Source organism: Angustibacter sp. Root456 (genome assembly GCF_001426435.1).
In the GTDB taxonomy this organism is placed as follows: Bacteria; Actinomycetota; Actinomycetes; order Actinomycetales; family Angustibacteraceae; genus Angustibacter.
Genome location: NZ_LMER01000020.1, coordinates 560,867 through 584,241, shown reverse-complemented (window position 1 = coordinate 584,241; position 23,375 = coordinate 560,867). Strand labels below are relative to the sequence as shown.

At 70.1% G+C, this 23,375-nt stretch carries 19 protein-coding genes; 10 read left to right on the top strand and 9 right to left on the bottom strand.

Going from position 1 to position 23,375, the window contains the following annotated elements:
• Positions 1 to 21: 21 nt before the first annotated feature.
• Entirely contained in the window at positions 22 to 1,224 is a 1,203-nt protein-coding gene (gene lhgO, locus ASD06_RS17465) for an L-2-hydroxyglutarate oxidase (protein WP_056680601.1), read from the top strand.
• A 21-nt stretch (positions 1,225 to 1,245) separates the two neighbouring features.
• Here lhgO and ASD06_RS17460 read toward each other — a convergent pair whose 3' ends face one another.
• The 3 genes from ASD06_RS17460 to ASD06_RS19805 form a co-directional block, all read right to left on the bottom strand.
• A complete protein-coding gene (locus ASD06_RS17460) occupies positions 1,246 to 3,552 on the bottom strand; it encodes a cation-translocating P-type ATPase (protein ID WP_056680594.1) in 2,307 nt (768 codons plus the stop codon).
• Positions 3,549 to 3,776 (bottom strand): heavy-metal-associated domain-containing protein, encoded by a 228-nt coding sequence (locus ASD06_RS17455; RefSeq protein WP_056680592.1) that lies wholly within the window; start codon positions 3,774 to 3,776, stop codon positions 3,549 to 3,551. Before ASD06_RS17455 ends, ASD06_RS17460 begins: the two co-directional genes overlap by 4 nt.
• 65 nt (positions 3,777 to 3,841) lie before the next feature.
• Complete coding sequence (locus ASD06_RS19805) at positions 3,842 to 4,171, bottom strand: metal-sensitive transcriptional regulator (RefSeq protein WP_200942290.1); 330 nt, start codon at positions 4,169 to 4,171, stop codon at positions 3,842 to 3,844.
• 182 nt (positions 4,172 to 4,353) lie between these two features.
• Between ASD06_RS19805 and ASD06_RS17445 the strand changes: the two genes are divergently transcribed.
• The 3 genes from ASD06_RS17445 (at position 4,354) to ASD06_RS17435 (ending at position 7,120) form a co-directional block, all read left to right on the top strand.
• A complete protein-coding gene (locus tag ASD06_RS17445; RefSeq protein ID WP_056680590.1) occupies positions 4,354 to 4,749 on the top strand; it encodes a universal stress protein in 396 nt (131 codons plus the stop codon).
• Positions 4,750 to 4,860: 111 nt separating this feature from the next.
• Positions 4,861 to 6,729, top strand: a complete 1,869-nt coding sequence (locus ASD06_RS17440) for an acyl-CoA dehydrogenase (RefSeq protein ID WP_056680587.1) — start codon at positions 4,861 to 4,863, stop codon at positions 6,727 to 6,729.
• Positions 6,730 to 6,883: 154 nt separating this feature from the next.
• Positions 6,884 to 7,120: a DUF6458 family protein gene (locus tag ASD06_RS17435; RefSeq protein WP_056680584.1), complete on the top strand. Its 237-nt coding sequence runs from the start codon at positions 6,884 to 6,886 to the stop codon at positions 7,118 to 7,120.
• Positions 7,121 to 7,205: 85 nt separating this feature from the next.
• Here the strand turns inward: ASD06_RS17435 and ASD06_RS17430 are convergent, their stop codons facing one another.
• Positions 7,206 to 9,101, bottom strand: coding sequence for an NHL domain-containing thioredoxin family protein (locus ASD06_RS17430; RefSeq protein WP_056680580.1), 1,896 nt, complete (start codon positions 9,099 to 9,101; stop codon positions 7,206 to 7,208).
• Between the two features lie 238 nt (positions 9,102 to 9,339).
• Between ASD06_RS17430 and ASD06_RS17425 the strand changes: the two genes are divergently transcribed.
• The 6 genes from ASD06_RS17425 (at position 9,340) to ASD06_RS17400 (ending at position 17,495) form a co-directional block, all read left to right on the top strand.
• Entirely contained in the window at positions 9,340 to 11,016 is a 1,677-nt protein-coding gene (locus tag ASD06_RS17425) for a stealth family protein (protein ID WP_162248107.1), read from the top strand.
• Between the two features lie 5 nt (positions 11,017 to 11,021).
• Positions 11,022 to 12,506, top strand: coding sequence for a glycosyltransferase family 2 protein (locus ASD06_RS17420; RefSeq protein ID WP_162248106.1), 1,485 nt, complete (start codon positions 11,022 to 11,024; stop codon positions 12,504 to 12,506).
• Between the two features lie 240 nt (positions 12,507 to 12,746).
• On the top strand, positions 12,747 to 13,700 hold the full coding sequence (locus ASD06_RS17415; RefSeq protein ID WP_056680572.1) for a glycosyltransferase family 2 protein: 954 nt from the start codon (positions 12,747 to 12,749) through the stop codon (positions 13,698 to 13,700).
• Positions 13,697 to 14,935: a bifunctional 2-polyprenyl-6-hydroxyphenol methylase/3-demethylubiquinol 3-O-methyltransferase UbiG gene (locus ASD06_RS17410; RefSeq protein ID WP_056680569.1), complete on the top strand. Its 1,239-nt coding sequence runs from the start codon at positions 13,697 to 13,699 to the stop codon at positions 14,933 to 14,935. Before ASD06_RS17415 ends, ASD06_RS17410 begins: the two co-directional genes overlap by 4 nt.
• Positions 14,935 to 17,109, top strand: coding sequence for a glycosyltransferase (locus tag ASD06_RS17405; protein WP_056680565.1), 2,175 nt, complete (start codon positions 14,935 to 14,937; stop codon positions 17,107 to 17,109). The genes ASD06_RS17410 and ASD06_RS17405 overlap by 1 nt, the downstream gene beginning before the upstream one ends.
• Positions 17,106 to 17,495, top strand: coding sequence for a phosphomannose isomerase type II C-terminal cupin domain (locus tag ASD06_RS17400; protein ID WP_200942289.1), 390 nt, complete (start codon positions 17,106 to 17,108; stop codon positions 17,493 to 17,495). The genes ASD06_RS17405 and ASD06_RS17400 overlap by 4 nt, the downstream gene beginning before the upstream one ends.
• 89 nt (positions 17,496 to 17,584) lie before the next feature.
• Here ASD06_RS17400 and ASD06_RS17395 read toward each other — a convergent pair whose 3' ends face one another.
• The 5 genes from ASD06_RS17395 to ASD06_RS17375 all read right to left on the bottom strand — a co-directional run bounded on the left by ASD06_RS17395 (position 17,585) and on the right by ASD06_RS17375 (position 23,367).
• Positions 17,585 to 18,748, bottom strand: a complete 1,164-nt coding sequence (locus ASD06_RS17395; RefSeq protein ID WP_157371778.1) for an acyltransferase — start codon at positions 18,746 to 18,748, stop codon at positions 17,585 to 17,587.
• 89 nt (positions 18,749 to 18,837) lie between these two features.
• Complete coding sequence (locus ASD06_RS17390) at positions 18,838 to 20,109, bottom strand: peptidoglycan DD-metalloendopeptidase family protein (protein WP_056680559.1); 1,272 nt, start codon at positions 20,107 to 20,109, stop codon at positions 18,838 to 18,840.
• A 38-nt stretch (positions 20,110 to 20,147) separates the two neighbouring features.
• The gene (locus tag ASD06_RS17385; RefSeq protein ID WP_056680555.1) at positions 20,148 to 20,480 is read right to left on the bottom strand and encodes a hypothetical protein; all 333 of its coding nucleotides are present in this window, start codon (positions 20,478 to 20,480) and stop codon (positions 20,148 to 20,150) included.
• On the bottom strand, positions 20,480 to 21,295 hold the full coding sequence (locus ASD06_RS17380) for a carbon-nitrogen family hydrolase (protein ID WP_056680552.1): 816 nt from the start codon (positions 21,293 to 21,295) through the stop codon (positions 20,480 to 20,482). The genes ASD06_RS17385 and ASD06_RS17380 overlap by 1 nt, the downstream gene beginning before the upstream one ends.
• Complete coding sequence (locus ASD06_RS17375) at positions 21,292 to 23,367, bottom strand: bifunctional copper resistance protein CopD/cytochrome c oxidase assembly protein (RefSeq protein ID WP_056680549.1); 2,076 nt, start codon at positions 23,365 to 23,367, stop codon at positions 21,292 to 21,294. The genes ASD06_RS17380 and ASD06_RS17375 overlap by 4 nt, the downstream gene beginning before the upstream one ends.
• Positions 23,368 to 23,375 lie beyond the last annotated feature (8 nt).

Here is a 23,375-nt window from a genome sequence, read left to right as displayed (position 1 = left end):
CCCGCACGGCACGATGAGCACGTGACCGAGCAGCAGGGCGGCGTCGCCGTCGTGGGTGGGGGAATCGTGGGGCTCGCCATCGCGCGCGAGCTGACCCGACGACGTCCCGGGACGCGCGTCGTGGTGCTGGAGAAGGAGGACACTCTCGCCAGCCACCAGACGGGGCACAACTCCGGCGTCGTGCACGCAGGGCTGTACTACCGACCGGGCAGCCTGAAGGCGACGCTCTGCACCCGCGGCCGCCACCTGCTGCGTGACTACTGCGCCGAGCACCGCCTGCCGTACGTCGAGTGCGGCAAGCTCGTGGTCGCCGTCGACGCCACCGAGATGGCGAGGTTCACCGCGCTCGAGAGCACCGCCCGTGACAACGGCGTGCCGGCGCTGCGCCGGGTCGACGCCTCGGGGCTGCGTGAGATCGAGCCGCACGTCGCCGGGTTGGCCGGACTGCACTCACCCCACACGGCGATCACCGACTACGTCGCGATCTCGCAGTCGCTGGCCCGAGAGGTCGAGCAGGCCGGTGGCGAGATCTGGCGCGGCGCCGAGGTGAGCGACGTCGCCCGCCGTGTCGGCGGAGCCGACGTCACAGCGGCCGGGCGCGTGCATCGCTTCGACGAAGTGGTGGTCTGCGCCGGGTTGCACGCCGACCGGCTGTCGCAGCGGGTCGACGGCGAGCGCAGCCCCCGCATCGTGCCGTTCCGCGGCGAGTACATGCAGGTGCGGCCGGACAAGGCCGACCTCGTGCGGGGCCTGGTGTACCCGGTGCCGGACCCGCGCTACCCGTTCTTGGGCGTGCACTTCACCCGCCGGGTGGGCGGTGGCCTGGAGGTCGGGCCCAACGCCGTCCTCGCCCTGCGCCGCGAAGGTTACCGGCGCCGCGACCTCACCCCCCGAGACGTCAAGGACATCGTCACGTGGCCGGGGTTCTGGCAGCTGGCGCGTCGGCACTGGCGCACAGGCGCGAGCGAGGTGCTCGGGTCGCTGTCGAAGCGGGCCTACATGCACGCGGCCCAGCGGTACGTGCCCGAGATCGGCGCGGCGGACGTCGTCCGCGCCGGCTCGGGCGTCCGGGCCCAGGCGGTGGAGCGCGACGGCGGCCTCGTGGACGACTTCCGGGTCAGCCACCAGGACGGGATCACCTGCGTCCGCAACGCGCCGTCGCCCGCTGCGACGTCGAGCCTGGCGATCGCCGAGCACGTCGCGGATCTCATGCAGCGCGCCTGATCCCGTCCCGAGCGGCCGCGGTCAGCTCGCCGCCCGGAACCGGCGCAGGCGCAGGCTGTTGCTCACGACGAACACCGAGCTGAACGCCATCGCCGCACCGGCGATGAGGGGGTTCAGCAGGCCGAGCGCGGCCAGCGGCAGGGCGGCCACGTTGTAGGCGAAGGCCCAGAACAGGTTGCCCTTGATCGTGCGCAGCGTGGCACGCGACAGCCGGATGGCGTCGACCACCGAGCGCAGGTCGCCCCGCACGAGCGTGAGGTCGGACGCCTCGATCGCGACGTCGGTGCCGGTGCCCATCGCCAGGCCGAGGTCGGCGGTGGCGAGCGCAGCCGCGTCGTTCACGCCGTCGCCGACCATGGCGACCGTGCGACCCTCAGCCTGAAGCCGTTGCACCGCAGCGACCTTGTCGGCCGGCAGCACGTCGGCGACGACGTCGTCGGCCGCGATGCCCACCTCGGCCGCGACCGCGCGGGCTGCCCGCTCGTTGTCACCCGTGAGCAGCACGGGCCGCAGCCCGAGGCCCCGCAGCGCCGCGATGGCCTCGCGCGACGTCGGTTTCACCGAGTCGGCCACGACCACCACCCCGCGCAGCTCGCCGTCCCAGCCGACCCAGATCGGCGTGCGGCCCTGGCTCTGGGCCTGCTCCGCCGCCTGCTCGAGCTCGGCGGCCGGAGCCATCGCCCAGTCGGCGGACAGCCACGTGAGCCGGCCGGCCACGACCGCTCGGCCGTCGACGACACCCTGCACGCCGCGCCCGTCGTGGCTCAGGAAGCTCTCGACCGCGGGGTGAGGAGCCCCGCCGCGCGCCGCACTGGCCGCCGCGGCGATCGCGGCGGCGATCGGGTGCGCCGACGCGTGCTCGACCGCACCGGCGAGGCGCAGCACCTCGTCGGCCGACTCACCCGGGGCGACGACGACGTCCCGCACGCTCATCCGGCCCGTGGTGACGGTGCCCGTCTTGTCGAGCACCACGGTGTCGATCGTGCGCGTCGACTCGAGCACCTGCGGGCCCTTGATGAGGATGCCCAGCTGGGCGCCCCGGCCGGTGCCCACGAGCAGGGCGGTGGGCGTGGCCAGGCCGAGCGCGCACGGGCAGGCGATGATGAGCACCGCCACCGCGGCCGTGAACGCCGTGGCCGTCGCGGCCCCTGTGAGCAGCCACGCGGCCAGGGTCGCGAGCGCCAGCACGATGACGACCGGCACGAACACGGCGGAGACGCGGTCGGCCAGGCGCTGCACCTCGGCCTTGCCGCTCTGCGCGTCCTCGACGAGCCGCGCCATCTGCGCGAGCTGGGTGTCGGACCCGACGCGCGTGGCGCGGACGACGAGCCGGCCCCCGGCGTTGACGGTGGCGCCGACGACGGTGTCGCCGGCACCCACCTCGACGGGCACCGACTCACCGGTGAGCATCGAGGCGTCGACGGCCGAGGTGCCCTCGACCACCTCGCCGTCGGTCGCGATCTTCTCCCCCGGCCGCACCACGAAGTGGTCACCCACCGCCAGCTGGCTCACCGGGATACGCACCTCGGTGGGCCCGGAGCCGTTGTCGCGCAGGACGGCGACGTCCTTGGCGCCGAGGTCGAGCAGCGCGCGCAGCGCCGCGCCAGAGCGCCGCTTCGCGCGCGCCTCGAAGTACCGGCCGGACAGGATGAAGACGGTCACCGCCGAGGCGACCTCGAGGTAGATCTCGTTGGCGCCCGCACCCTGCTCGGGCAGCAGGGTGAACGTCATGCGCATACCGGGCATGCCGGCGTCCCCGATGAACAGCGCCCACAGTGACCACAGGTACGCGGCGCTGACGCCCACGGAGATCAGGGTGTCCATCGTCGCCGCGCCATGGCGGGCGTTCGTGACGGCGGCGCGGTGGAAGGGCCACGCACCCCAGACGACCACCGGTGAGGCGAGGGTGAGCGAGAGCCACTGCCAGTTGGTGAACTGCAGCGCCGGCACCATCGCCAGCACCACCACGGGCAGCGTCAGCGCCAGGCTGACGAGGAGCCTGCGGCGCAGGGCGTCCGCCTCGGAGTCGGCCGGCTCCGCCTCGGCGCCCGCGGGGGCATCGTCCGCCGGCGGCGCAGGCAGCGTGGCGCCGTAGCCGGTGGCCTCGACGACCGAGACGAGCTCGTCGGGGGTGACGCCGTCGGGGAAGGTGACCTTCGCCTTCTCGGTGGCGTAGTTGACGGTGGCGGTGACGCCGTCGAGCTTGTTGAGCTTCTTCTCGATGCGGGCCGCGCACGACGCGCAGGTCATTCCGCTGATCGCCAGCTCGACGGTGGACGACGGCGCGGACCCGGCCGCGGGGCTCGACGGCGCGCTGCTCGGGCTCATGCCGGATCAGCCGCCAGGTGGTAGTCGCCGGCCTCGTCCAGAGCGCCCTCGACCTGCTCGCGCGACAGCGGGTCGGCGCTGGTGACCGTGACGGACGAGACGCCGCCGGCCGCGAGGTCGACGTCGACCTGGTCGACGCCCGGCAGCGCCCTCAGCTCGCTCGTGACGGCGGAGACGCAGTGGCCGCAGGTCATGCCGGTGACGGAGTAGGTGGCGGTGGTCATCGTGGGCTCCTTCGAGACAGGGCGATGGGTGGCGGGTGGCGGGTTTACGGGTGGCGGAACGACGGTCAGGACCGCACGAGCCGCGCGATGGCCTGCGAGGCCTCGCGCAGCTTCTCGTCGCGCTCCTCGCCTCCGGTGGCGACGGCCTGCACCAGGCAGTGCGACATGTGCTCGTCGAGCAGCCCGAGCGCCACCGCCTGCAGCGCCTTGGTGGCCGCTGACACCTGGGTCAGCACGTCGATGCAGTACTGCTCCTCCTCGACCATGCGGGCGATCCCGCGCACCTGCCCCTCGATGCGGCGCAGCCGCTTCAGCTGGGCGTCCTTGGTGTCGTGGTAGCCGGGCAGGGCGTGGGTGCTCGGCCCAGCAGAGGGGGTGGTGTCGGCGGTGGACATGCAGCTCCTCGTTTCGTCGTACCCCTGGAGGGTATAGGTGAACATACCCCTTGGGGGTAGTCAACGCAAGCGCAGGCGGTCCCATTCCTCGATACGGCCCCAGCCCACCTGTCGCGGCGGTCGCCGCGGCGGCACGATGGCCTCACCCGGCCGCTGCGTGCCGGCGTCCTGAAGGAGAGCCCGTGAGCGTCGTCCTCGCCTACGTCCCCACCCCCGAGGGCGCCGCGGCGCTCGAGGCCGCCCTCGCCGAGGCGCGCCGCCGCAGCACGGACGTGGTGGTGGTCTCGGTGCCCCGGCCCGCAGCGACGGCGCCCGGCCCGTTCACCGAGGAGCAGGAGCTCGACGCGGTGGTCGAGCAGCTGACGTCGGCGGGCGTCAGCGCGCGGCTCGAGGCGCTGCCCGCGGGCACGGACCCGGCGCAGGGGATCATCGAGGTCGCCGAAGCGACGCGGGCCGACGTCGTCGTGGTGGGCCTGCGGCGGCGCTCGCCGGTCGGCAAGCTGCTCCTCGGCTCGACGGCCCAGGCGCTGCTGCTGGGTCTGGAGTGCCCGGTGCTCGCGGTGAAGACGGCGGGCTGAGCCCCGAGGGTTGCGCAGGTTACCGGCCAGTAGCATCATGGGTTACTGGCGGGTAACTGCGCCTGCCCTGATCGAGACGCTGAGCCGCGCGAGCCGGAAGGACCCCTCACCATGGGCCACTACAAGTCCAACGTCCGCGACATCGAGTTCAACCTCTTCGAGGTGCTCGATCGCCAGGAGCTGCTCGGCAGCGGTCCGTACGCCGAGATCGACGCCGACACCGCTCGCGAGATGGTGCGCGAGGTGGCCCGCCTCGCCGAGAACGAGCTGGCTGCGAGCCTGCTCGACTCCGACCGCAACCCGCCCGTCTACGACCCGAAGACCTACACGGCACAGCTGCCCGAGGCGTTCCGCAAGAGCTACCAGGCCTACCTGGACGCCGAGTGGTGGCGCACCGACATCCCCGCTGAGCTCGGCGGCACCGTCGTCCCGCCGTCGCTGCGCTGGGCCATGGCCGAGCTCGTGCTCGGCTCCAACCCCGCGGTGCACATGTACTCCGCCGGCTTCGCGTTCGCCAAGGTGCTCTACGGGCTCGGCACCGACGAGCAGAAGAAGCTCGCCCAGCACCTCGTCGACGGTCGCTGGGGCTGCACCATGGTGCTCACCGAGCCGGACGCCGGATCCGACGTCGGCGCCGGCCGCACCAAGGCGGTGCAGCAGCCCGACGGCACCTGGCACATCACCGGCGTCAAGCGCTTCATCACCAGCGGTGAGGCCGACATCTACGACAACGTCGTGCACTTCGTGCTGGCGCGCCCCGAAGGCGCAGGCCCCGGCACCAAGGGCCTGTCGCTGTTCGTCGTGCCGAAGTTCCACGTCGACGTCGAGACCGGCGAGATGGGCGAGCGCAACGGCGCCTTCGTCACCAACGTCGAGCACAAGATGGGCCTCAAGGTCTCGACGACGTGCGAGGTGCGGTTCGGCGAGGTCGACGGCATCCCCGCCGTAGGCACGCTGCTCGGCGACGTCCACGACGGCATCGCCCAGATGTTCAAGATCATCGAGTTCGCCCGGATGATGGTGGGCACCAAGGCCATCGCCACCCTGTCGACCGGCTACCTCAACGCCCTGGACTACGCCAAGGAGCGCGTGCAGGGCGCCGACCTCACGCAGATGACCGACAAGGCCGCGCCGCGCGTGACCATCACGCACCACCCCGACGTGCGCCGCTCGCTCATGCTGCAGAAGGCGTACGCCGAGGGGCTGCGCGCGGTGATGCTCTTCACCGCGAGCCAGCAGGACGCCGTCGACGTGGCCGGCCTGGCCGCCGGCAGCGAGGACTTCGAGGAGGGTTCGGCCGCCAACATGGCCGCCCGCGTCAACGACCTGCTGCTGCCGATCGTCAAGGGCTGCGGGTCCGAGCGGGCCTGGGTACTGCTGGGCACCGAGTCGCTGCAGACCTTCGGTGGCTCGGGCTTCCTGCAGGACTACCCCGTCGAGCAGTACGTGCGTGACGCCAAGATCGACACCCTCTACGAGGGCACCACGGCGATCCAGGGCATGGACTTCTTCTTCCGCAAGATCGTGCGCGACAAGGGCCAGGCGCTCGGGCACCTCGCGATGCAGATCCAGGAGTTCGTCAAGGGTGGCGACGGCGACCTCGCCGCCGAGCGCGAGCTGCTGGGCAAGGCACTCGAGGACGTCCAGGGCATCGTCGGGGCCATGGTGGGCGCCCTCATGTCGTCCGACCCGCGCCAGGGCGGCGACATCGCCAACATCTACAAGGTGGGCCAGAACACCACGCGCCTGCTGCTCGCCGCCGGCGACCTCGTCGTGGGTTGGCTGCTGCTGCGCCAGGCCGAGGTGGCTCAGCGCGCGCTGGCCGGCGAGGTGTCGGCGTCCGACCGTGCGTTCTACACGGGCAAGATCGCGGCTGCGTCGTTCTTCGCGCGCACCGTGCTGCCGAAGATCACCGCCGAGCGCGCGATCGCCGAGGCCACCGACAACGCCCTCATGGACGTGCCGGAGGAGGCGTTCTGAGCTGACGCCGTCGTCGGCGCCGGGCGTGCACCTCGGATCCGAAGTGCACGATCCCTCGATCGGGTGATCTCGACGTGCGAGGGCCGCGGACTCGTGGGTAACTAGGGGCGACAGCGGGCCAGAGCGGCCCGCTCGACCCCTGGAGGTTCACACCATGGGCATCGGCGCGAGCATCTTCCTGATCGCAGTCGGCCTGATCCTGGCCCTTGCCGTGCACTTCGACATCTCCGGCCTCGACATCAACGTCATCGGCTGGATCCTCGTCGTCGTCGGCATCATCGGCCTCATCATGACCGCGCTCGTCTTCGCACCTCGCCGCCGCCGAGTGGCGACCCGCGACGCGGACGTCGTCGAGGAGCGCCGCGTGTACGACGACCGCGAGCCGCTCTGATCGACACGCACCTCGGGGTGATGCGAAGGGCCGGTGCCGTGGGCACCGGCCCTTCGCACGTCCGCACCCGCAGCTTCCCCGGTGATCAGGTGGCGCGCAGGTCGAGCGTGAGCTCGGACGGCGCCCCGTCGACCAGCCGCACGGGGATGCCCCAGTCCTGCTGGTAGAGGTGGCAGGCGGCGTTCTCGGGCACCTCGCCGGTGTCGGGGTCACCGTCGCACGCGGCCGCCTGGACGCTCACGTGCAGCACACCCTCGCCCACGTCGCCCGCCAGGTGCAGCTGGCGAGTGAGGCCGCGCTCGGCTCCGGCGCCCTCGACGAGCAGCTCGGGCGGGGTGGCACTCACGACCAGCCGCGTCGGGTCGCCCCACCGGTGGTCGAGGTGCTGGCCGGCCGGGGGCACGAACGCCACCTCGAGCGCCACGGATCCCGCCGCGAGGTCGGTGGGCGGTCGCTGGGTGCGCCGGGCCCCACCGTCGACCTGCTGGGCCTCGGCGGGGATCGCCACCCGAGTGAGTCGGTGCGCGCTCGACTCCACGACCACCAGCACGGGTGCGCCGTCGACGGTGTCGAGGACGGCGGCACTGGGCTCGGCCAGACCGGTCGCCAGGGTCGACACCTCGCCGACGACTGGGTCGAACCGCCGCACCGCACCGTTGTAGGTGTCGCTCACGGCCACCGAGCCGTCGGGCAGCACGGTCACGCCGAGCGGGTGCTGCAGCAGCGCCTCGGCGGCCTTGCCGTCGACGTGCCCGAAGTCGAAGAGGCCGGTGCCGACGTCGGTGAGCACCTCGTAGCGGGCACCGTCGAGCGCGGGGTCGTCCGGCGCGCGACGCAGGTGGCGCAGCGCGGACGTCTCGGAGTCGGCGATCCACAGCGTCTCGCCGTCCGCGGACGTCGCCAGGCCCGAGGGCTGGGCGAACCACGCGTGCTGCCCGGCGCCGTCACGCACGCCCTCGGCGCTCGTGCCGGCAACCACCTCGACGGAGCCGGCCACCGGGTCGAACCGCCAGAGCTGGTGCGAGCCAGCCATGGCCACGACCACGGCGTCGTCGAACCACGCGAGGTCCCAGGGTGACGAGAGGTCTTGTGCCGCAGCGGGTCTGGCGCCGTCCTCGACGGCGACGCGTTGGCGCAGCTGCTGCCCAGTGCCCGCGATCGTCAGCAGTCCGCCGTCCCGAAGGCGCAGCCCGCGCAGTGCGTGGTTGACGGTGTCGGCGACGACGACGTCGTACCCGACTTGCGCCGCAACGGTTTCCGGCAGCCGCACGAGTCCCTGAGGTTCGCTCAGCCGCGGCGTCGCGCCGTCGAGCAGGCCTCGGACGCCGTCGCCGATCCGGCGCCGCTCGGTGACCAGGTCGTCGTCGAGCTCGACCAGCTGGTGGTGGGCGGTGTCGCTCACGAGCAGCCCGCCGTCCGGCAGTCGGATCACCTTGCCGGGGAAGCGCAGCGCGGTGGACGGCGGAGGTGGCGGCACGTACGGGCCGTTGCCGCGGTGCAGCGTGCCCTTGGCCTCGTGCTCGGCGATGAGCTCCTCGATGAGCACCGCCAGACCGTGCGCGTGCCCCTCACCGGAGAGCTGCGCGACGACGTACCCCTCGGGGTCGATCACCGACAGCGTCGGCCAGGCGCGGGCCGCGAAGGCCTTCCACGTCACGAGCTCGGGGTCGTCGAGGACGGCGTGGTGCACCTCGTAGCGCTCGACCGCGGCGGCCAGCGCGTCGGCGTCCGCCTCGTGCTCGAACTTCGGCGAGTGCACGCCGACGAGCACCAGCACGTCGCCGTACTTCTCCTCCAGGGGCCGCAGCTCGTCGAGCACGTGCAGGCAGTTGACGCAGCAGAACGTCCAGAAGTCGAGCACGACGACCTTGCCGCGAAGGTCGGCCAGGCTGACGTCGCGGCCGCCGGTGTTGAGCCATCCGCGACCCTGCAGCTCGGGGGCGCGCACGCGGGCACGACGCCGCGGTGTGTGATCATCCATCGGAGGGGATGATATCGAGCGGTTCGCCACGAACCGTCCACGACCGTGGCGAGGGCTGCACCTCACGCCCGTTTCGCTAGACTGACGCCCAGTATCTGTACCTTAGCAAGTAAGACGACGACCCAGACGCGGCAGGAAGACTCCTCAACGAGTCCAGGGGCTGGCGCGGCAGCTCAGCCAGCAGGGGAGGTAGGGCGTGCGACCGATCGCTGGCCTGGTGCCTCGCCGCGTCGCAGTCTTGGCGTACCGGAGCCTGCCGGCCGGGGTCTGGACCACCGCCCGCGACCTGCTCCACGGCGAGAGCCGAGTCCAGCGCCGCGTGCGTCAGCTGCGCCTGGCCCGCGCGTCACGCCGCCAGTCGGGCCGCTTCGCCGTGCCGGTGACGGCCATCGAGTACCGCGGCGAGCGGTTGCTCGCGCGCGTGGCCACCAGCTTCCGGGCGAGCGAGGTGCTCGCGGCCAACGCCGCGCTGGTGCTCGACGCGCTCGAGAAGGCGGGCGTCCCGCACGTCGTCGTCGACGCGCCGTTGCAGCGACGGCGCGTGGTGGCGATCGACCGCGACCAGTTCGACACGGCGCTGGCTGCCCTGCGCGTGGCCGCGATCGGCCGCCCCGTCTACGCCTCCTGGGTGTCCGGTCGCAAGAACGCCCCGGCGACGTCGCTCGGACTCGTTCCCCGGCGCCGCAGTGCCGACGCGCTGCGCGTGTTCGAGCCGTACGCCAGCTTCGACGGTGACGCGCTCGCCGGCGTCGACTTCGGCTGCGACCTGGAGCTGTGGAGGCGCACCGACCGCGATCTCAGCTCCCTGCAACTCGGGGAGCCGGTGCCCGCCGGCGCCCTGATCGCCCCACGGCCCAACCGGTGGACCGAGACGGTGCACCTCGGTCACGGTGAACCCGGGGTGGTCGAGGTCGACGGCGTGCAGCGGCGCGGCCTGCCGGCCGCAGGGCAGCACCACCAGTTCGACGTCCCGTTCCCCGTCGACGTCGTCTACACCTGGGTCGACGGGGACGATCCCGAGTGGAAGGCCCGCAAGCAGCAGGCTCACCAGGCCGCGGGCCTGGGCACGCTGCACGAGTTCGCCGTGCACGACTCACGGTTCAAGTCTCGCGACGAGCTGCGCTACTCGCTGCGCTCGCTCGACACGTACGCCGACTGGGTCCGCACCGTGTACCTCGTCACCGACGACCAAGTACCCGACTGGCTCCAGCTGTCGCACCCGAAGCTGCGGATCGTGAGCCACCGCGAGCTGTTCGCCGACCGCGGCCGGTTGCCGACGTTCAACTCCCACGCGATCGAGTCCCAGCTGCACCACCTGGACGGCCTGTCGGAGCACTACCTCTACCTCAACGACGACGTGTTCTTCGGTCGGCCGGTGGCGCCTGACGTGTTCTTCCACTCGAACGGCCTCGCGAAGTTCTTCACCTCGCAGGCCAAGCTGGGTCTGGGGCAGAGCACGCCGCTCGACATGCCGAGCATGAGCGCCGGCAAGAACAGCCGCGACCTGCTCCACAAGGCGTTCGACGTCACCCCGACCAACAAGTACAAGCACGTGGCGCACAGCCAGCGGCGGTCGGTGCTGTTCGAGCTCGAGGAGCGCTTCCCCGAGATCTTCTCGGAGACCGCTTCGCATCAGTTCCGGCGCGAGACCGACTACTCGATCGCCGCGTCGCTCCACCACATGTACGCCTACCAGACCGGGCGAGCGGTGCCTGGTCGCATCCGGTACGAGTACGCCGACATCGCGGCAGCCGCCACGCCGGCACGACTGCGGCGCCTACTGCGCACTCGCGACTACGACGTCTTCTGCCTCAACGACCACGACAGCAGCGCGATGGACCCTGCGGCGCAGGCGGCGCTGATGCACGGCTTCCTGTCGAGCTACCTGCCGCTGCCCAGCAGCTTCGAGAAGTAGCACCTGTGCTGTCGAGAACCCTTGCGGCACTGCGCCGCCGGCCGGCGGTGACCGTCGTCATCCCCGCCTTCGACGTCGCCGAGTACCTCGGGGAGTGCCTCGGCTCGCTCGTCGTGCAGGAGATCTTCGACCGGTGCGAGATCATCGTCGTCGACGACGGCAGCACCGACGAGACGGCGCACGTGGCCCAGGCTTTCGCCGTCCAGTACCCCAACGTCAGCGTGGTGTCGCAGGCCAACCAGGGGCCCGGCCCGGGCGGCGCTCGCAACGCCGGTCTGGCGCTCGCCACCGGTGCGTACGTGATGTTCCTGGACGGCGACGACCGGCTGGTGCCGGGCGGCCTCGACCTGCTGCACCGCGCGGCGCAGGAGACCGGCGACGCGCTCGTCGTCGGTGCCATGCGGTCGTTCCCAGAGACGAAGCACTACCCGTGGGACGCGGTGTTCACCGAGCTCGCCGCCCCCACGTCACTACCCATCGAGGACGCTGCAGCGGCCGTCCACAACAGCGCTCCGGGTAACAAGCTCATCAAGCGCTCGGCGCTGCAGAAGTACGGACTGAGCTTCGCCGTGGGCATCCACCACCAGGACACCTACGTCACCGTCCCCCTGATGTTGCGCTCACCCACGGTCACGTTCGTGCCTGACGTCGTGCAGCTGTACCGGCGCCGCGCAGGCTCGATCATGGACGCCCACTTCGAGCGCGAGCAGAACTTCTTCGACCACCTGCAGGTCGTCGAGCACCTCGTGGGGCTGCGCCCCGAGCTGACGCCCGAGCGTCAAGCGGTGCTGGACGCCTTCCTGGCCCGCAGCATGCAGGGCTTCCTGCTCCGCGGCGCTCAGCTGGACGAGCAGCGCGCTCGCGAGCTCTTCACGCGATGCGGTGCGGTGTACCGACAGGTGAGTACGGAGGCGATCTTCTCCGCCACCCGCACGCTCCAGCACCGGCTCGCCTACTCGGCTGTGATCCGCGGCGACTGGGACGACTACGTCACCGCGTCGGAACCTGTGCGTTCGGTGTGGGCGCACGACGGCGTGCTGTACGCCGGGCAGCCGGCAGACGAGCCGGACCCCCTCGCGCGAGCCGGCGCGGTCATCGCCACGGTGGACGACGTCGAGGTCACCGGCGATCGGGCCGTGCTGCGGGGCACCGTTCGCATCAAGGGCACGGCCCCGGTACATGAACTGAACGTGTCGGTCTCGCTGCGGCTCAAGGGCGCCGCGCTGGCGCTTCCAGCCGAGCTGCGTCCCACCGACGATCGGAAGTCCACCGCTTGGCAAGTGAGCACTGCCCATGTGTCCATCCCCCCCGGCACGCACGACCCCCGGGTCGTGCTGGACACGCCGACCGGAGCGATCTCCGCGGGGACCCGTTTCTCCAGCGGCCCGTCGCGGGGACAGCGCCAGACGCTGCGGTGTGCGGGAGACAGCCTGCTGGAGATACTGCCTAAGGAACCCCAGGCGGCCACAAGCGGGCTCGTGGACGCATGAACAGGACGCCCCGCGGCGGTCAACCGCAGACGACACGAAGTCACATCGCTGGGCAGACGCTTCAGCAGCAGTTCAATCCCCGGCCGCACGCCATCGACGTCCTGCGCCCAGGCGTGGGTCAGCTCGTCACCGTAGGTACTCCCAGCCATGAACCGCTGTCCGAACTGCGCCCTGCGGCCATCGACAGACAGCTCCCGTGCTGACCAATCCGACCATGGGCACCCAGAGAGGCGAGACTCGATGAGCGCGGTAATGACGGGCGTCGTCATCCTCAACTACGGCGACCCCACCGACACTCTCGCGTGCCTCCACACGCTGGAACTCTCCGACAACCTGTCCTTGGACGTCGTAGTGGTCGACAACGCCGCGGACGGGCCGAAACACCAGAACCTGAAGGACCTCGTGGGTGACCGCGCCACCGTGCTGTGCAGCGGGGGCAACCTCGGCTACGCCACGGGCAACAACGTCGGCATTCGCCATCTGCTCGAGAAGGGCCTTGACTACGTCTGGATCCTCAACCCTGACACCCGAGTCGAGCCGACCACGCTGGATCTGCTGCTTGACGAGTTGGGGCGCGTGCCGGATTGCGGGATCGTCGGTCCGCGCATCGTGTACCCAGGACACCCCACGCGGATCTGGTTCGATGGTGGCATCGTCGACGTCGATGACCATGGCAGCACCTCACACCTGAATTTGAGCGTGCTCGAGTCCGAGGCAGGAGCGCCTCGCGCGTTCGACGTTGACTACGTCACCGGGGCGTCAATGCTGGTGCGTCGGCGAGTGTTCGAGACAGTTGGGTTGATACCGGAGCAGTACTTCCTCTACTTCGAGGAGGTCGATTTCTGCCGTCGTACCCAAGCCGCGGGCTTCCGCACAAGAATCGATCAGCGAGCCAGGCTGACGCACTTGAAGCGGTCGAGCGGGTGGCTGCCAACGCCCTACTACCTGTACTACATGACCCGGAACCGGTATCTCTTCGCTAAGGACTGCCTGCGGCTGGATCCGGAGCAGGCGCTGGACAGTCTGCGGGAGCACTTCCTGTCGCCCTGGCGCCTCAAGGTGGAGCAGCGAGCACCGTCTGCCTTGGCTGAGTTCGACCGTTTGGTCGAGCAAGCCACCTCTGATGCTCGCGCTGGCCGCGCTGGCCGGACCGAAGGCCTCCCTCTCGCCCTGATCTCGGAGAACGCACCATGAACTCGTTGAAGTACGGCTACGAATTCGACGCCGACGACCAGAACAACACCGCGGCTGCGATCTTCCGCGCCGCCACTGCCGCCGGCCCGCGCGTCCTGGATCTCGGATCCGGTCCAGCAATCGTCTCCCGGCGCTTGCACGAAGAGCAGGGGCGCGATGTGACGTGCGTCGACTCTGACGCGGAGGCCCTCGAGTCCCTGGCGTCGTCCGGCCTCCGAACGATCCGAGCCGACCTCGAGAGCGACGACTGGGAATCGCAGCTGTCGTCGGGAGGCTACGACGTCATCATCTTGGCCGATGTGCTGGAGCACCTGCGCGACCCCGGGGCGCTCCTCCAACGCATCACGCGGGCGAACTTGCTTGCCGACGGCGGACTTATGCTGATCTCCGTACCCAACGCAGCCCACGAGAGCGTCATTGCTGAGTTGCTACTGGGAGACTTCAGGTACATGCGGACCGGCATCCTCGATGCCACGCACGTTCGGTGGTTCACCCATGACAGCCTCCGCCGACTGCTGGAGCAGAACGGTTTCATCATCACGACGGTCGACCGCACGATGCGCACCCTCGAGCAGACCGCCTCTTTCGACCGAGCCCTGCAGGTTCCTGCCGACGTTCGACAGCGGCTGCGCGAGCTGAACGCCGATTGCGGGACGTCTCAGTACGTTGTCCGGGCTCGCCGGTCGGACGCAGCCGGCCAGCTCGCTGCGGCCCGTGAGACGCTCGAACACCACCGAGCCGAGACGTTCCGCGCATCAGAAGCCGCGCGTGCCAGTCAGCAGGAGCTCCAGGCAAGGCTCGAGCAAGCCGATGCCGAGCGTGTCGAGCAGGAGCGTGCTCACTCACAAGCGTTGCTGTCGCTCTCACAGGAACACGACGCGGCGCTGTCCAGGCTGCGGGAAGACCTCGCGGGACGACTCATCACGGCACAAGCCGAGCGTGACCGCGCCCGAGAGTTGCTGGCCGAGGAGCGCGAGAACACGGCGCACGAGATGGAACTCGGTGCCGCCGAGCTGACCGCAATCAACGCCGAGATGGCGCGGCTCAAGGCCGACCTGGACGCATGCCGCAAACGCAACCGGGAACTGCGAAGGCAGCGCGCCGCACTACGCGAGACTCGCGCCAGCCAGCAGCGGAAACTCGCCCGATATGAAGGATCGCGAGCCATCACCCTTACGTCCCGGTCGGTGTGGAAGCTTCGTCGAGTCGTCGGCAAGATGCGAGGAGGGCGCTGATGGGGGCGGCGGCAGCCGCCGACGGGCTGCGTCTGGCGAACAGGTTGAGCACCGACATGTCGCAGCAGTGGGTGCGCCGAGCGCAGTACGAAGCACTCATCCGGGGTGAGCACTCGAACGGCCCACGCGGCCGTATCACGTTCTGCGTCTATACATGCGACCTCGATGAGGGCCGGGGCGACGTGTACGTCGCCGCCGGGCTCGGCCTCGCTCTGGTTGAACTGGGGTTCGGCATCGTGCTCGTGCCTCGAAACCAGTGGAACGCACTCGAACCCACCTCCCTGGTCGTTGCCATGCTGCCGACATTCGAACCATCGGTCGTTCCGCACGGCACACCTGTCATCGCATGGGTCCGCAACGAGACGGATCGGTGGTGCGCTTCAGGGAAGTTGATCGCGTATGACCGCGTCATCGCATCCTCCGCCCTGGCTCTGCGCGAACTCGCGCGTTGGACGCCTGCAGCGGCGGGGGTCCTACCTATCGGCGTGGACACTCAGCTCTTCACCCTCCCTCCGGAGGATCAGCTGCGTGTGCCCACTGCGGTGACCACGGCGCACTTCTGGGGCAGCGTCCGCAACGTCCACCAAGCCCTCATCGACCTTGCAGATGATGCCGACGTGGTGATGATCGGCAACGCGGCTGGCGCCCCCGCACGTCTTGGACGGTGGCATCGTCCCTCTGTTCCGTACTTCTCGCTGCCACTGATCTACGCGCAGACACGCCTGGTCATCGACGACATGAATCCCACCACCGTGGGGTATGGCTCCCTCAACAGCCGGTTCTTCGAGAGCGCCGCTTGCGGAGCGCTACCCGTGATGAACGGAATCCTCGGAATCCGGGAGCTGGGGCTTCCCGAGGTCCCGCACTACACCGACGCAGAGAGCCTCAGTGCCCGGCTGGCCGAACGCCGCGCCGATCCTGACGGCACGCGCGCCATGGCCAACCACCTCGCCACCGTCGTCCGCCGCGACCACTCGTGGCAGGCGAGAGCCACGGCATTCTGCGACGTGCTCGGAGACCTCATTGACGGAGAAGCGCCAGACAGCGTTGCGCCCAGGCAAGCGCTGCACTTCTTCCCCGATTACCGCGCAGGTAACCCCTACCAGGCGATGCTGTATGAGGCGTTGGGGACAGTAGGCGCCCACCCGGTGCCCGTGCCCGACGTCATCCAGCACCTGAAGAACGTACTGGCCGGTGACGCATCACCCGGGATCCTCCACATCCACTGGACCGGACCCATCCTCCAGTGGGCCCGCGGGCCGTTTCGCGCCAAGCAGGTACTCGACCTGTTCAGTGATCTGCTGCGCCAGTTCAAGATGCGAGGCGGCAAGCTGGTGTGGACCGTCCACAACGTCCTCCCACACGACGCCAACCACCGATGGGCCGAGATACAGCTGGCTCGCCTCTTGGCGGAGCACGCGGATCGCATCCACGTGCTCTCGTCCGCAACGCTGGACGCCGTCCGCCCGTACTACGATCTGCCAGCCGAGCGGGTGCGGGTCGTCGAGCACAGCAGCTACGAGGGCATCTACCCGCTGTGGATCTCCAAGGCGGCCGCAAGAGAACGCCTCGGGATCGCGGCGCACGACCGGGCCATCATCGCCCTCGGGGGGATTCGCCCCTACAAGGGGCTCAGCCGTCTGCTGACAATCTTCGAACGGCTGAGCAAGACGGACCCCACGCTGCGACTCCTGGTCGCCGGCAAACCCGGTCGCTTTCCGGGCGTCGTCGAGCTGCAGCAGCTGTGCGAAGCGCATCCCCGCATCGTGAGCCGGTTCGAACACGTTCCCGACGACCAGCTCCAAGTATGGATGACGGCTGCTGACCTGGCCGTGCTCCCGTACGCCGGCATCTTGAACTCCGGCGCACTTCTGCTCGCCCAGACATTCGGCCTTCCCGTTGTCGCGCCGCGAACCGGTGCCGTCCGGGACTTGGAGTCGTCCCTGCCCATGCAGACATTCGAGCTGAGGGATGACGACTCACTGGCAGAGGCGCTGCAGGCGGCGCTCCAACGCTTCACCGCGTCACCCGAGAACGCACGGCACGCCCGTGAGCAGGCGCGCGGCTTCAGCCGGGCACAGACACCGCTGAAGATGGCTGAGGGGTTCGCCACCTCGGTGGTCGCAGAACTCCTGACAGAACAAGCCTTCGAACAGGACAGGTTGACGACGTGACCGACAACCCAGAGATGGACGAGCAGATCTTCACCGACCCGAGACCCGACATCGTGGTCTCACATCGCCCGTGGGGTTCGTTCGAGCAGTTCGTTCTGAACCAGGAAGTAACCGTCAAGATTCTCACCGTGCACTCAGGAGAGCGGCTGAGCTTGCAGACGCACTCCGCCCGCGGAGAAATGTGGAAGATCCTCGATGTGCCACTCGATGTGACGGCTGGAGAGCGAACGTGGACGGCCGAGGCGGGCGAAGCCGTGTGGATCGCGTGTGGAATTGAGCACCGGATTGCGAACCACGGGCGCACGGCAGGGCGCGTCCTTGAAGTGGCGTTCGGCAAATTCGACGAACACGACATTGTGCGTATCGACGACGTGTATGGACGGTAATTCTCACAAGCTGCACTGCCCAAGACACCGGAGCCGAATCCCGCGGCCCATTGTTCGCGCAGCCAGACACTCCCAACGAGTGCGAGATTTTAGTTCGGCACCACCGCAGCGATTGACGACCTCTCGAATCGCCTCTTAAGTCGCAATATGGGCCGTTCCACGATCCGCCACGACACAGCGGCGAGGAGCAGCGAGGAGACCGCGACCGCTAACCCCCAAGCTAGCGGAGCATCGCGATAGCTCGAGAAGTGGTGTACTAGCCAGACCCCGAGATAATGCCAGAGATACCAGCCGTAGGAAATTCGGCCCAGTGCTCGGAGCGATGACGTCTGCAGCATCCCCGCGCGACGACCGGCTGCAGCCACGATCAGTGCAAGAGCGCACGCCGTGGCGAAGACCGGCCCAGTGACTCCACTAAGCCCGACCAATCCGCCGAGGGCGAGAGGGACTACCACTAGAGACGCGCATACCACGTCGGACGCTATGTCGTTCAGACGAGGAAGACGAAGCCCCGCCCGGAGAGCAGCCGACAAAGTTGCTCCAGCCAGAAGCGAGAACGCACACGTATCGGTCCGGTGGATCATTGCCTCGTAGACCAGTTTGGAGCCGTAATCGACGGGAGCCAAGCCCTGGTGAAGTCTCCACCAGCACGCCAAGACTGTCGCAATGGCAAGCACAATCGGCAAACGGCGCCGGGGGATCCGTGCAGCGATGATCATGAGGCCCGGCCAGATGAGGTAGAACTGCTCCTCGACAGCCAGCGACCAAGTGTGACGAAATGGCCCGAGGGTCTGGGGATCCACAAAGTTGGCGATGTAGAAGAGGGGCGCTGCAGCGGTCCGCAGGAAACCGAGAATCGTCATTATCCCAACGCCTACAGCAACCACGCCGGCCAGTATCACGAAGAGCCAAAGAGCCGGGAACAGCCGCAGCCCCCGACGGACCCAAAACGCACCGAGATCGATTCTTCCCTTACGGTCGTGCTCCTCAAGCAAGAGCGCCGTGATCAGGAACCCCGACAAGGTGAAGAATACTGTGACTCCAGTTGAGCCGGTCGGGCCAAACCCCGGCCACCCAATATGAGAGAGCACCACCAATAGGACAGCGATGCCACGAAGACCGTCCAGGCCCGCAAGCCGGACGGGCGGCCCCACGTCGGTTGATGCGCCAGCCCGCATTCCCGTTGGGTCATGCGCCACGGAGACTCTCCGGTCGGTTGGTTGCCCTGCGGCATAGTCGATCAGGCGTCTCACGGGTGGATGGCGAGAGCATAGGACGACATGCTACGTGCCATCTGCTTTAGCTCGCGCTCATGGTTGTGATCCGCCCGGTGAAGCCTAGTTCAGCGCGGCACGCGGATGTACTTGCGCGGCGCCCAGGCGCTCGCTCCCACCGCACTGTTGGCGCGCACCGTCACCTGGTACAGCTTGCCGCGCGTGACGGAGGTCCAGTTGTAGTTGTACGTCGAGGGCGACACCTTCACGTAGTGCCAGCGCGACCAGCCGGACTTGCTGTAGCCGCGGCTGGCGACCGTGTAGCTCGTCACCGGCGTCCCGTGCTCAGCCGACTTCCACCAGGCGTAGCGGATCTTCGTGGTGGTGGCGGTCAGCCACCGGGCGACTCGCGGCGCGGAGGGCCGAGCGGCCGGGGTGACGTAGACGTAGCGGCTCCACGCGCTGTTGCCGGCGCCGTTGTGGAACGCGACCTTGAACCGGTAGTGGCGACCGTTCTGCAGCCCCGTGTACAGCGTGCTCCGCGTCGTCGCCGACAGCGTGCGATACACCGGCGCACCCCACTCGGGGACGCTCGGGTGGTAGGTCTCGATCGCGACGACCACGCGGTTGGTGCCCGACGGCGCCGCGGCCCAGGCCACGCGAGCCATGCCCGCTCCGCGCGCACCCGTCACGGACGACGGGGCGGCCGGGGTCGCCGTCCAGGCCGAGGTCGAGCAGGTGGTCGAGGCCGGGGTGTGCACCGCACCGCGGGTCAGGTAGTTCCACGAAGACTTCCCGAACTGCTGCGGCCAGGCCTGTCGCGTGCCGTTGACGCAGGCGTACATCGTGCCCGGGTTCACTCGGCTGCCCTTCACGCCGCCGGTGCGCACCTCGAAGTGCAGGTAGTTGGTGGTGCACGGTGCGATGTCGCCGCTGTGACCCATGCGGCCGATCACCGTCGAGGGAGTGACGTACTGCCCCTCCTTCGCCACCACCGAGTCCAGGTGGTGGTACCGCGACACCTTGCCGGCGCCGTGGTCGATCCACACCCACGTACCGCCCTCGTCGTTGGCGCTGGCGCGACACCCCGAGTCGATGGCACCGACGTGGAAGACACCCGCGCCGGCCGCGTAGATCGGGTCACCCAGGTTGCCGTCGAGGTCCATGGCCCAGTAGCCGTGGTACGGCCCGCTGCAGTTGCTGTACACGCACGTGATCTGTGCCGTCGTCCGCAGCGGGAACCAGACCGGGTCGCTGTACGGGTGCGACGCGGACGGAGCCACGTACGCAGCCGCCGCGACAGCCGGGGAGGAGGACGCTGGCGCCCCGCTGGGCGCGACGAGCGCGGCGACGAGCAGGACGATCGCGGGCAGCACGCTGCGGATGAGAACACGACGCATGCCCCGAGTATCGGCAGGCAGGCAGGCTCGCTTGAGGTTCAGTCGCCGGAGCTCTCGCGCGTCCGGTCGGTGACCTCCCGGTCCGCGGCCACGCCGCCGGCGCCCGGGCTGTCCCCGAGAGCTCGGATCCGACGCAGCAGGACGATCTGCACGAAGGCCGTGCCGATCAGCCCGCCGCTGAACACCGCCTGCGACGTGCCGGGATCCCCGGCCGCCTCACTGATCGCGGCGGTGCCGGACGCCACCATCAGCAGCAGCCACACGATGGGCGCACCTGTCACGGGGACGTAGTGCGTCATCGACCCAGACCGCTTGTACGACAACGGAAGGAGCACGAGGCTCACGACACCGATCAGCGCGTAGAAGCCCATCACAACCTCCGGTCAGCGAGCACGGGAAACGCGCGCCGGACGCCGTCCAGCCCGTCGACGTCGAGCTCCACCGACAGCACCTGCTCACCCTGCGCGGCCTCGGCCAGCACCTCACCCGTCGGCCCGACCACCTGGCTGCAGCCGCCCATGGCGTGCCCGGAGTGCGTGCCCGCGGTGTTGCAGGCGACGACGAACACCTGGTCCTCGATCGCGCGGGCGCGCCCGAGCAACGTCCAGTGGGCCACGCGCGCCGCGGGCCACGCGGCCGGAACCACCACCACCTGGGCCCCGCCGTCGAGCAGGCGGCGGAAGAGCTCGGGGAAGCGCAGGTCGTAGCAGGTGGCCAGGCCCAGCCGGACGTCACCGCCGGACGCCGGGCACGGGACGTCCGCGACCACGACGTCGGTGCCGGCCTCGAGCAGCTGCGGCTCACCCTCGCCGAAGCCGAAGCGGTGGATCTTGCGGTAGGTGGCGATCAGCGCGCCGTCGGGGCCGACGAGCACCGAGGTGTTCCACCGGCCGCGGCCGCTCTCACCGCGGTCGGCGCCGTCAGCGGCGGCCTCGACGATCGAGCCGGCGTGCAGCACGACGCCGGCCTCGCGCGCCGCCTCGCGCAGCGCGGTGACGGTGCGGCCGTCGAGGGGCTCGGCGCGCTCGGCCCACTGGCGGTAGGCGAACCCTCCGGGCGCCCACAGCTCGGGCAGCACCACGAGGTCGTGACCCGCCTGCGCCCGCACCAGGTCGGCGACCCGCGCCACGCGGTCGGCCACGGGCTCGTCGTCGCCGTAGGCCACCTGCACGACTGCGACCCTCATCGACGCGCTCCTTCATCGTGGTCGTGTGCGGCCAGCCGAGCCAGCCTGTCGTTGTACTCCGCGAGCTCGCTGTCGCCGTCTCGGTCGGCGCGCCGGTCGCTGCGGCGGGCCTCGCGGTCGTCCGAACGCACCCAGGCCAGGGCGACGCCCATGCCCAGCAGCAGGGTCGGCAGCTCGCCGATCCCCCACGCCACCGCGCCGCCGTACTGCTGGTCGGCGATCGGGCTGCGACCCCACGTGCGGCCCAGGTGGGCGAGCACCTCACCGCCCAGCAGCTGCGACCCCGACACGAGCGCGACGCCGAAGAACGCGTGGAACGCCATGGTGGCGAACAGCAGCAGCAGGCGCATCGGGTACGGCGGCCGCTGCGGGCCGGGGTCGACGCCGATGAGCACGCTCGCGAACAGGTAGCCGGCGAGCAGGAAGTGCAGGTGCATCAGCACGTGACCGGTGTGGGTGCGCAGCGCGAGCTCGAACAGCGGCGAGTAGTAGAAGACGATGAGGCTGACGGCGAAGAACCCGGCGGCCACGATCGGGTGGCCCAGCACCCCGAGGACGCGCGAGTGCACGACCTCGAGCAGCCACTCGCGCGGGCCCCGGCTGCCGTCGCGCCGGCTCGGCAGGGTGCGCAGGGCGAGCGTCACGGGCGCGCCGAGCACCAGCAGCGGCGGCACGACCATCGACATGACCATGTGTCCGAGCATGTGCGAGCTGAAGAGCACCCGCCCGTAGATGCCCGGCGCGCCGCTCGTCGCCCACACCATGATCAGGGCCCCGGCCACCCAGGCCACCGTGCGCAGCACCGGCCAGTGATCGCCGCGACGCGCGAGCCGCACCGCCCCGGTGACGTAGAGGCCGATGAGGAGCGCGGCGACCGCCGTCCAGAGCAGGTCGACACGCCAGGCCGTGAGCCAGGTGAGGGCGTCCGGTGCGGGCGGCATCGGGTAGCCGGTGACGGCCAGGGCGACGTCGGAGCTGACGACCTCCTGCACGGGTGGGGCCGAGTTGGCCAGCGCCACGGCGAGGCCGACCGCAGCGCCCATCACCACGACCTCACCTGCGGCGAGGCGCCAGAACGGCGCCACCGCGCGCCGCGCGACGGACTGGGCCGCACCGGACGACGCGTCCAGCCTGGCGATGGTGGTGCGCCGGTGCACGGCGCCGGCCGCACCCAACAGCACCAGCGCCACGACCTTGCCCACGACGAGCACGCCGTAGCGGGTGCCCAGCCCGGCCCAGCCGCCGAGCCGGATCGCCGCGTTGACCACGCCGGAGCCAGCCACGAGCACGAAGCACCACAAGGCCAAGGTGGAGTAGCGGCGCACCACCCCCGGAGTGAGCGCACCGAGCCGGCCGCGCACGGCCACCAAGGCACCCAGCCCACCGACCCACACCGTGACGCCCACGAGGTGGAAGGCCAGGCTGTCGACGGCCAGCTCGTGGTCGGCCGCCCCGGCGGAGTGGCCGGTGAGCGCCACCGGCAGCAGGGCGACGATCGCCAGTGCGGCGAGCCAGCCGACGGTGGTGTGCCGCGTGGCCACCGCAGCCCCCGTGGCGACCACGGCCACGACGAGCACGCTGACGAGCAGCGAGCGCAGCAGGTCGATGGAGGTGATGAAGCTGCCCAGCTGGGTCGCGAACGCGGGGTCGGACGGCGCGACGCCGGCCAGGCGGGCGTAGCTCAGCACCAGCACCACCACACCCGCGACCGCCCAGACCACGCCCGTCGCGGCCGCGACCCGCACCGCCCACGCGGTCACACCGTCGACCTGCGGCTGCGGGCCGGACGAGGATCGAGCCGGACGCCAGGGGGCCCCGGCAGCGGGCAGCGCCACGGCCGCCAGCACCAGCAAGCCGATGGTGAGGCTCGCCGCGACGTCGTTGACCACCCGCACCAGCGGCAGCCCCCAGCGCGTCACGGCGCCCGGATCGGCGACGAGTGAGGCGGCCGCGGCGCCGGTCAGCGACAGGCCGGCGACGACGGCCACCACTCCGGCGGCACCCAGCGCCGCCACCACGACGAGCAGGCGCGACGCGGCACCCTCACGTGAGAGGCGGGCGTCGGCGGACATGCCCCCAG

Coding starts and splice junctions, on each gene's coding strand:
- ASD06_RS17460 (WP_056680594.1), bottom strand. CDS start 3,552: ATGAGCCCGAGCAGCGCGCCGTCGAGCCCCGCGGCCGGGTCCGCGCCG.
- ASD06_RS17455 (WP_056680592.1), bottom strand. CDS start 3,776: ATGACCACCGCCACCTACTCCGTCACCGGCATGACCTGCGGCCACTGC.
- ASD06_RS19805 (WP_200942290.1), bottom strand. CDS start 4,171: ATGTCCACCGCCGACACCACCCCCTCTGCTGGGCCGAGCACCCACGCC.
- ASD06_RS17440 (WP_056680587.1), top strand. CDS start 4,861: ATGGGCCACTACAAGTCCAACGTCCGCGACATCGAGTTCAACCTCTTC.
- ASD06_RS17435 (WP_056680584.1), top strand. CDS start 6,884: ATGGGCATCGGCGCGAGCATCTTCCTGATCGCAGTCGGCCTGATCCTG.
- ASD06_RS17430 (WP_056680580.1), bottom strand. CDS start 9,101: ATGGATGATCACACACCGCGGCGTCGTGCCCGCGTGCGCGCCCCCGAG.
- ASD06_RS17415 (WP_056680572.1), top strand. CDS start 12,747: ATGAGCGCGGTAATGACGGGCGTCGTCATCCTCAACTACGGCGACCCC.
- ASD06_RS17410 (WP_056680569.1), top strand. CDS start 13,697: ATGAACTCGTTGAAGTACGGCTACGAATTCGACGCCGACGACCAGAAC.
- ASD06_RS17405 (WP_056680565.1), top strand. CDS start 14,935: ATGGGGGCGGCGGCAGCCGCCGACGGGCTGCGTCTGGCGAACAGGTTG.
- ASD06_RS17390 (WP_056680559.1), bottom strand. CDS start 20,109: ATGCGTCGTGTTCTCATCCGCAGCGTGCTGCCCGCGATCGTCCTGCTC.
- ASD06_RS17385 (WP_056680555.1), bottom strand. CDS start 20,480: ATGGGCTTCTACGCGCTGATCGGTGTCGTGAGCCTCGTGCTCCTTCCG.
- ASD06_RS17380 (WP_056680552.1), bottom strand. CDS start 21,295: ATGAGGGTCGCAGTCGTGCAGGTGGCCTACGGCGACGACGAGCCCGTG.
- ASD06_RS17375 (WP_056680549.1), bottom strand. CDS start 23,367: ATGTCCGCCGACGCCCGCCTCTCACGTGAGGGTGCCGCGTCGCGCCTG.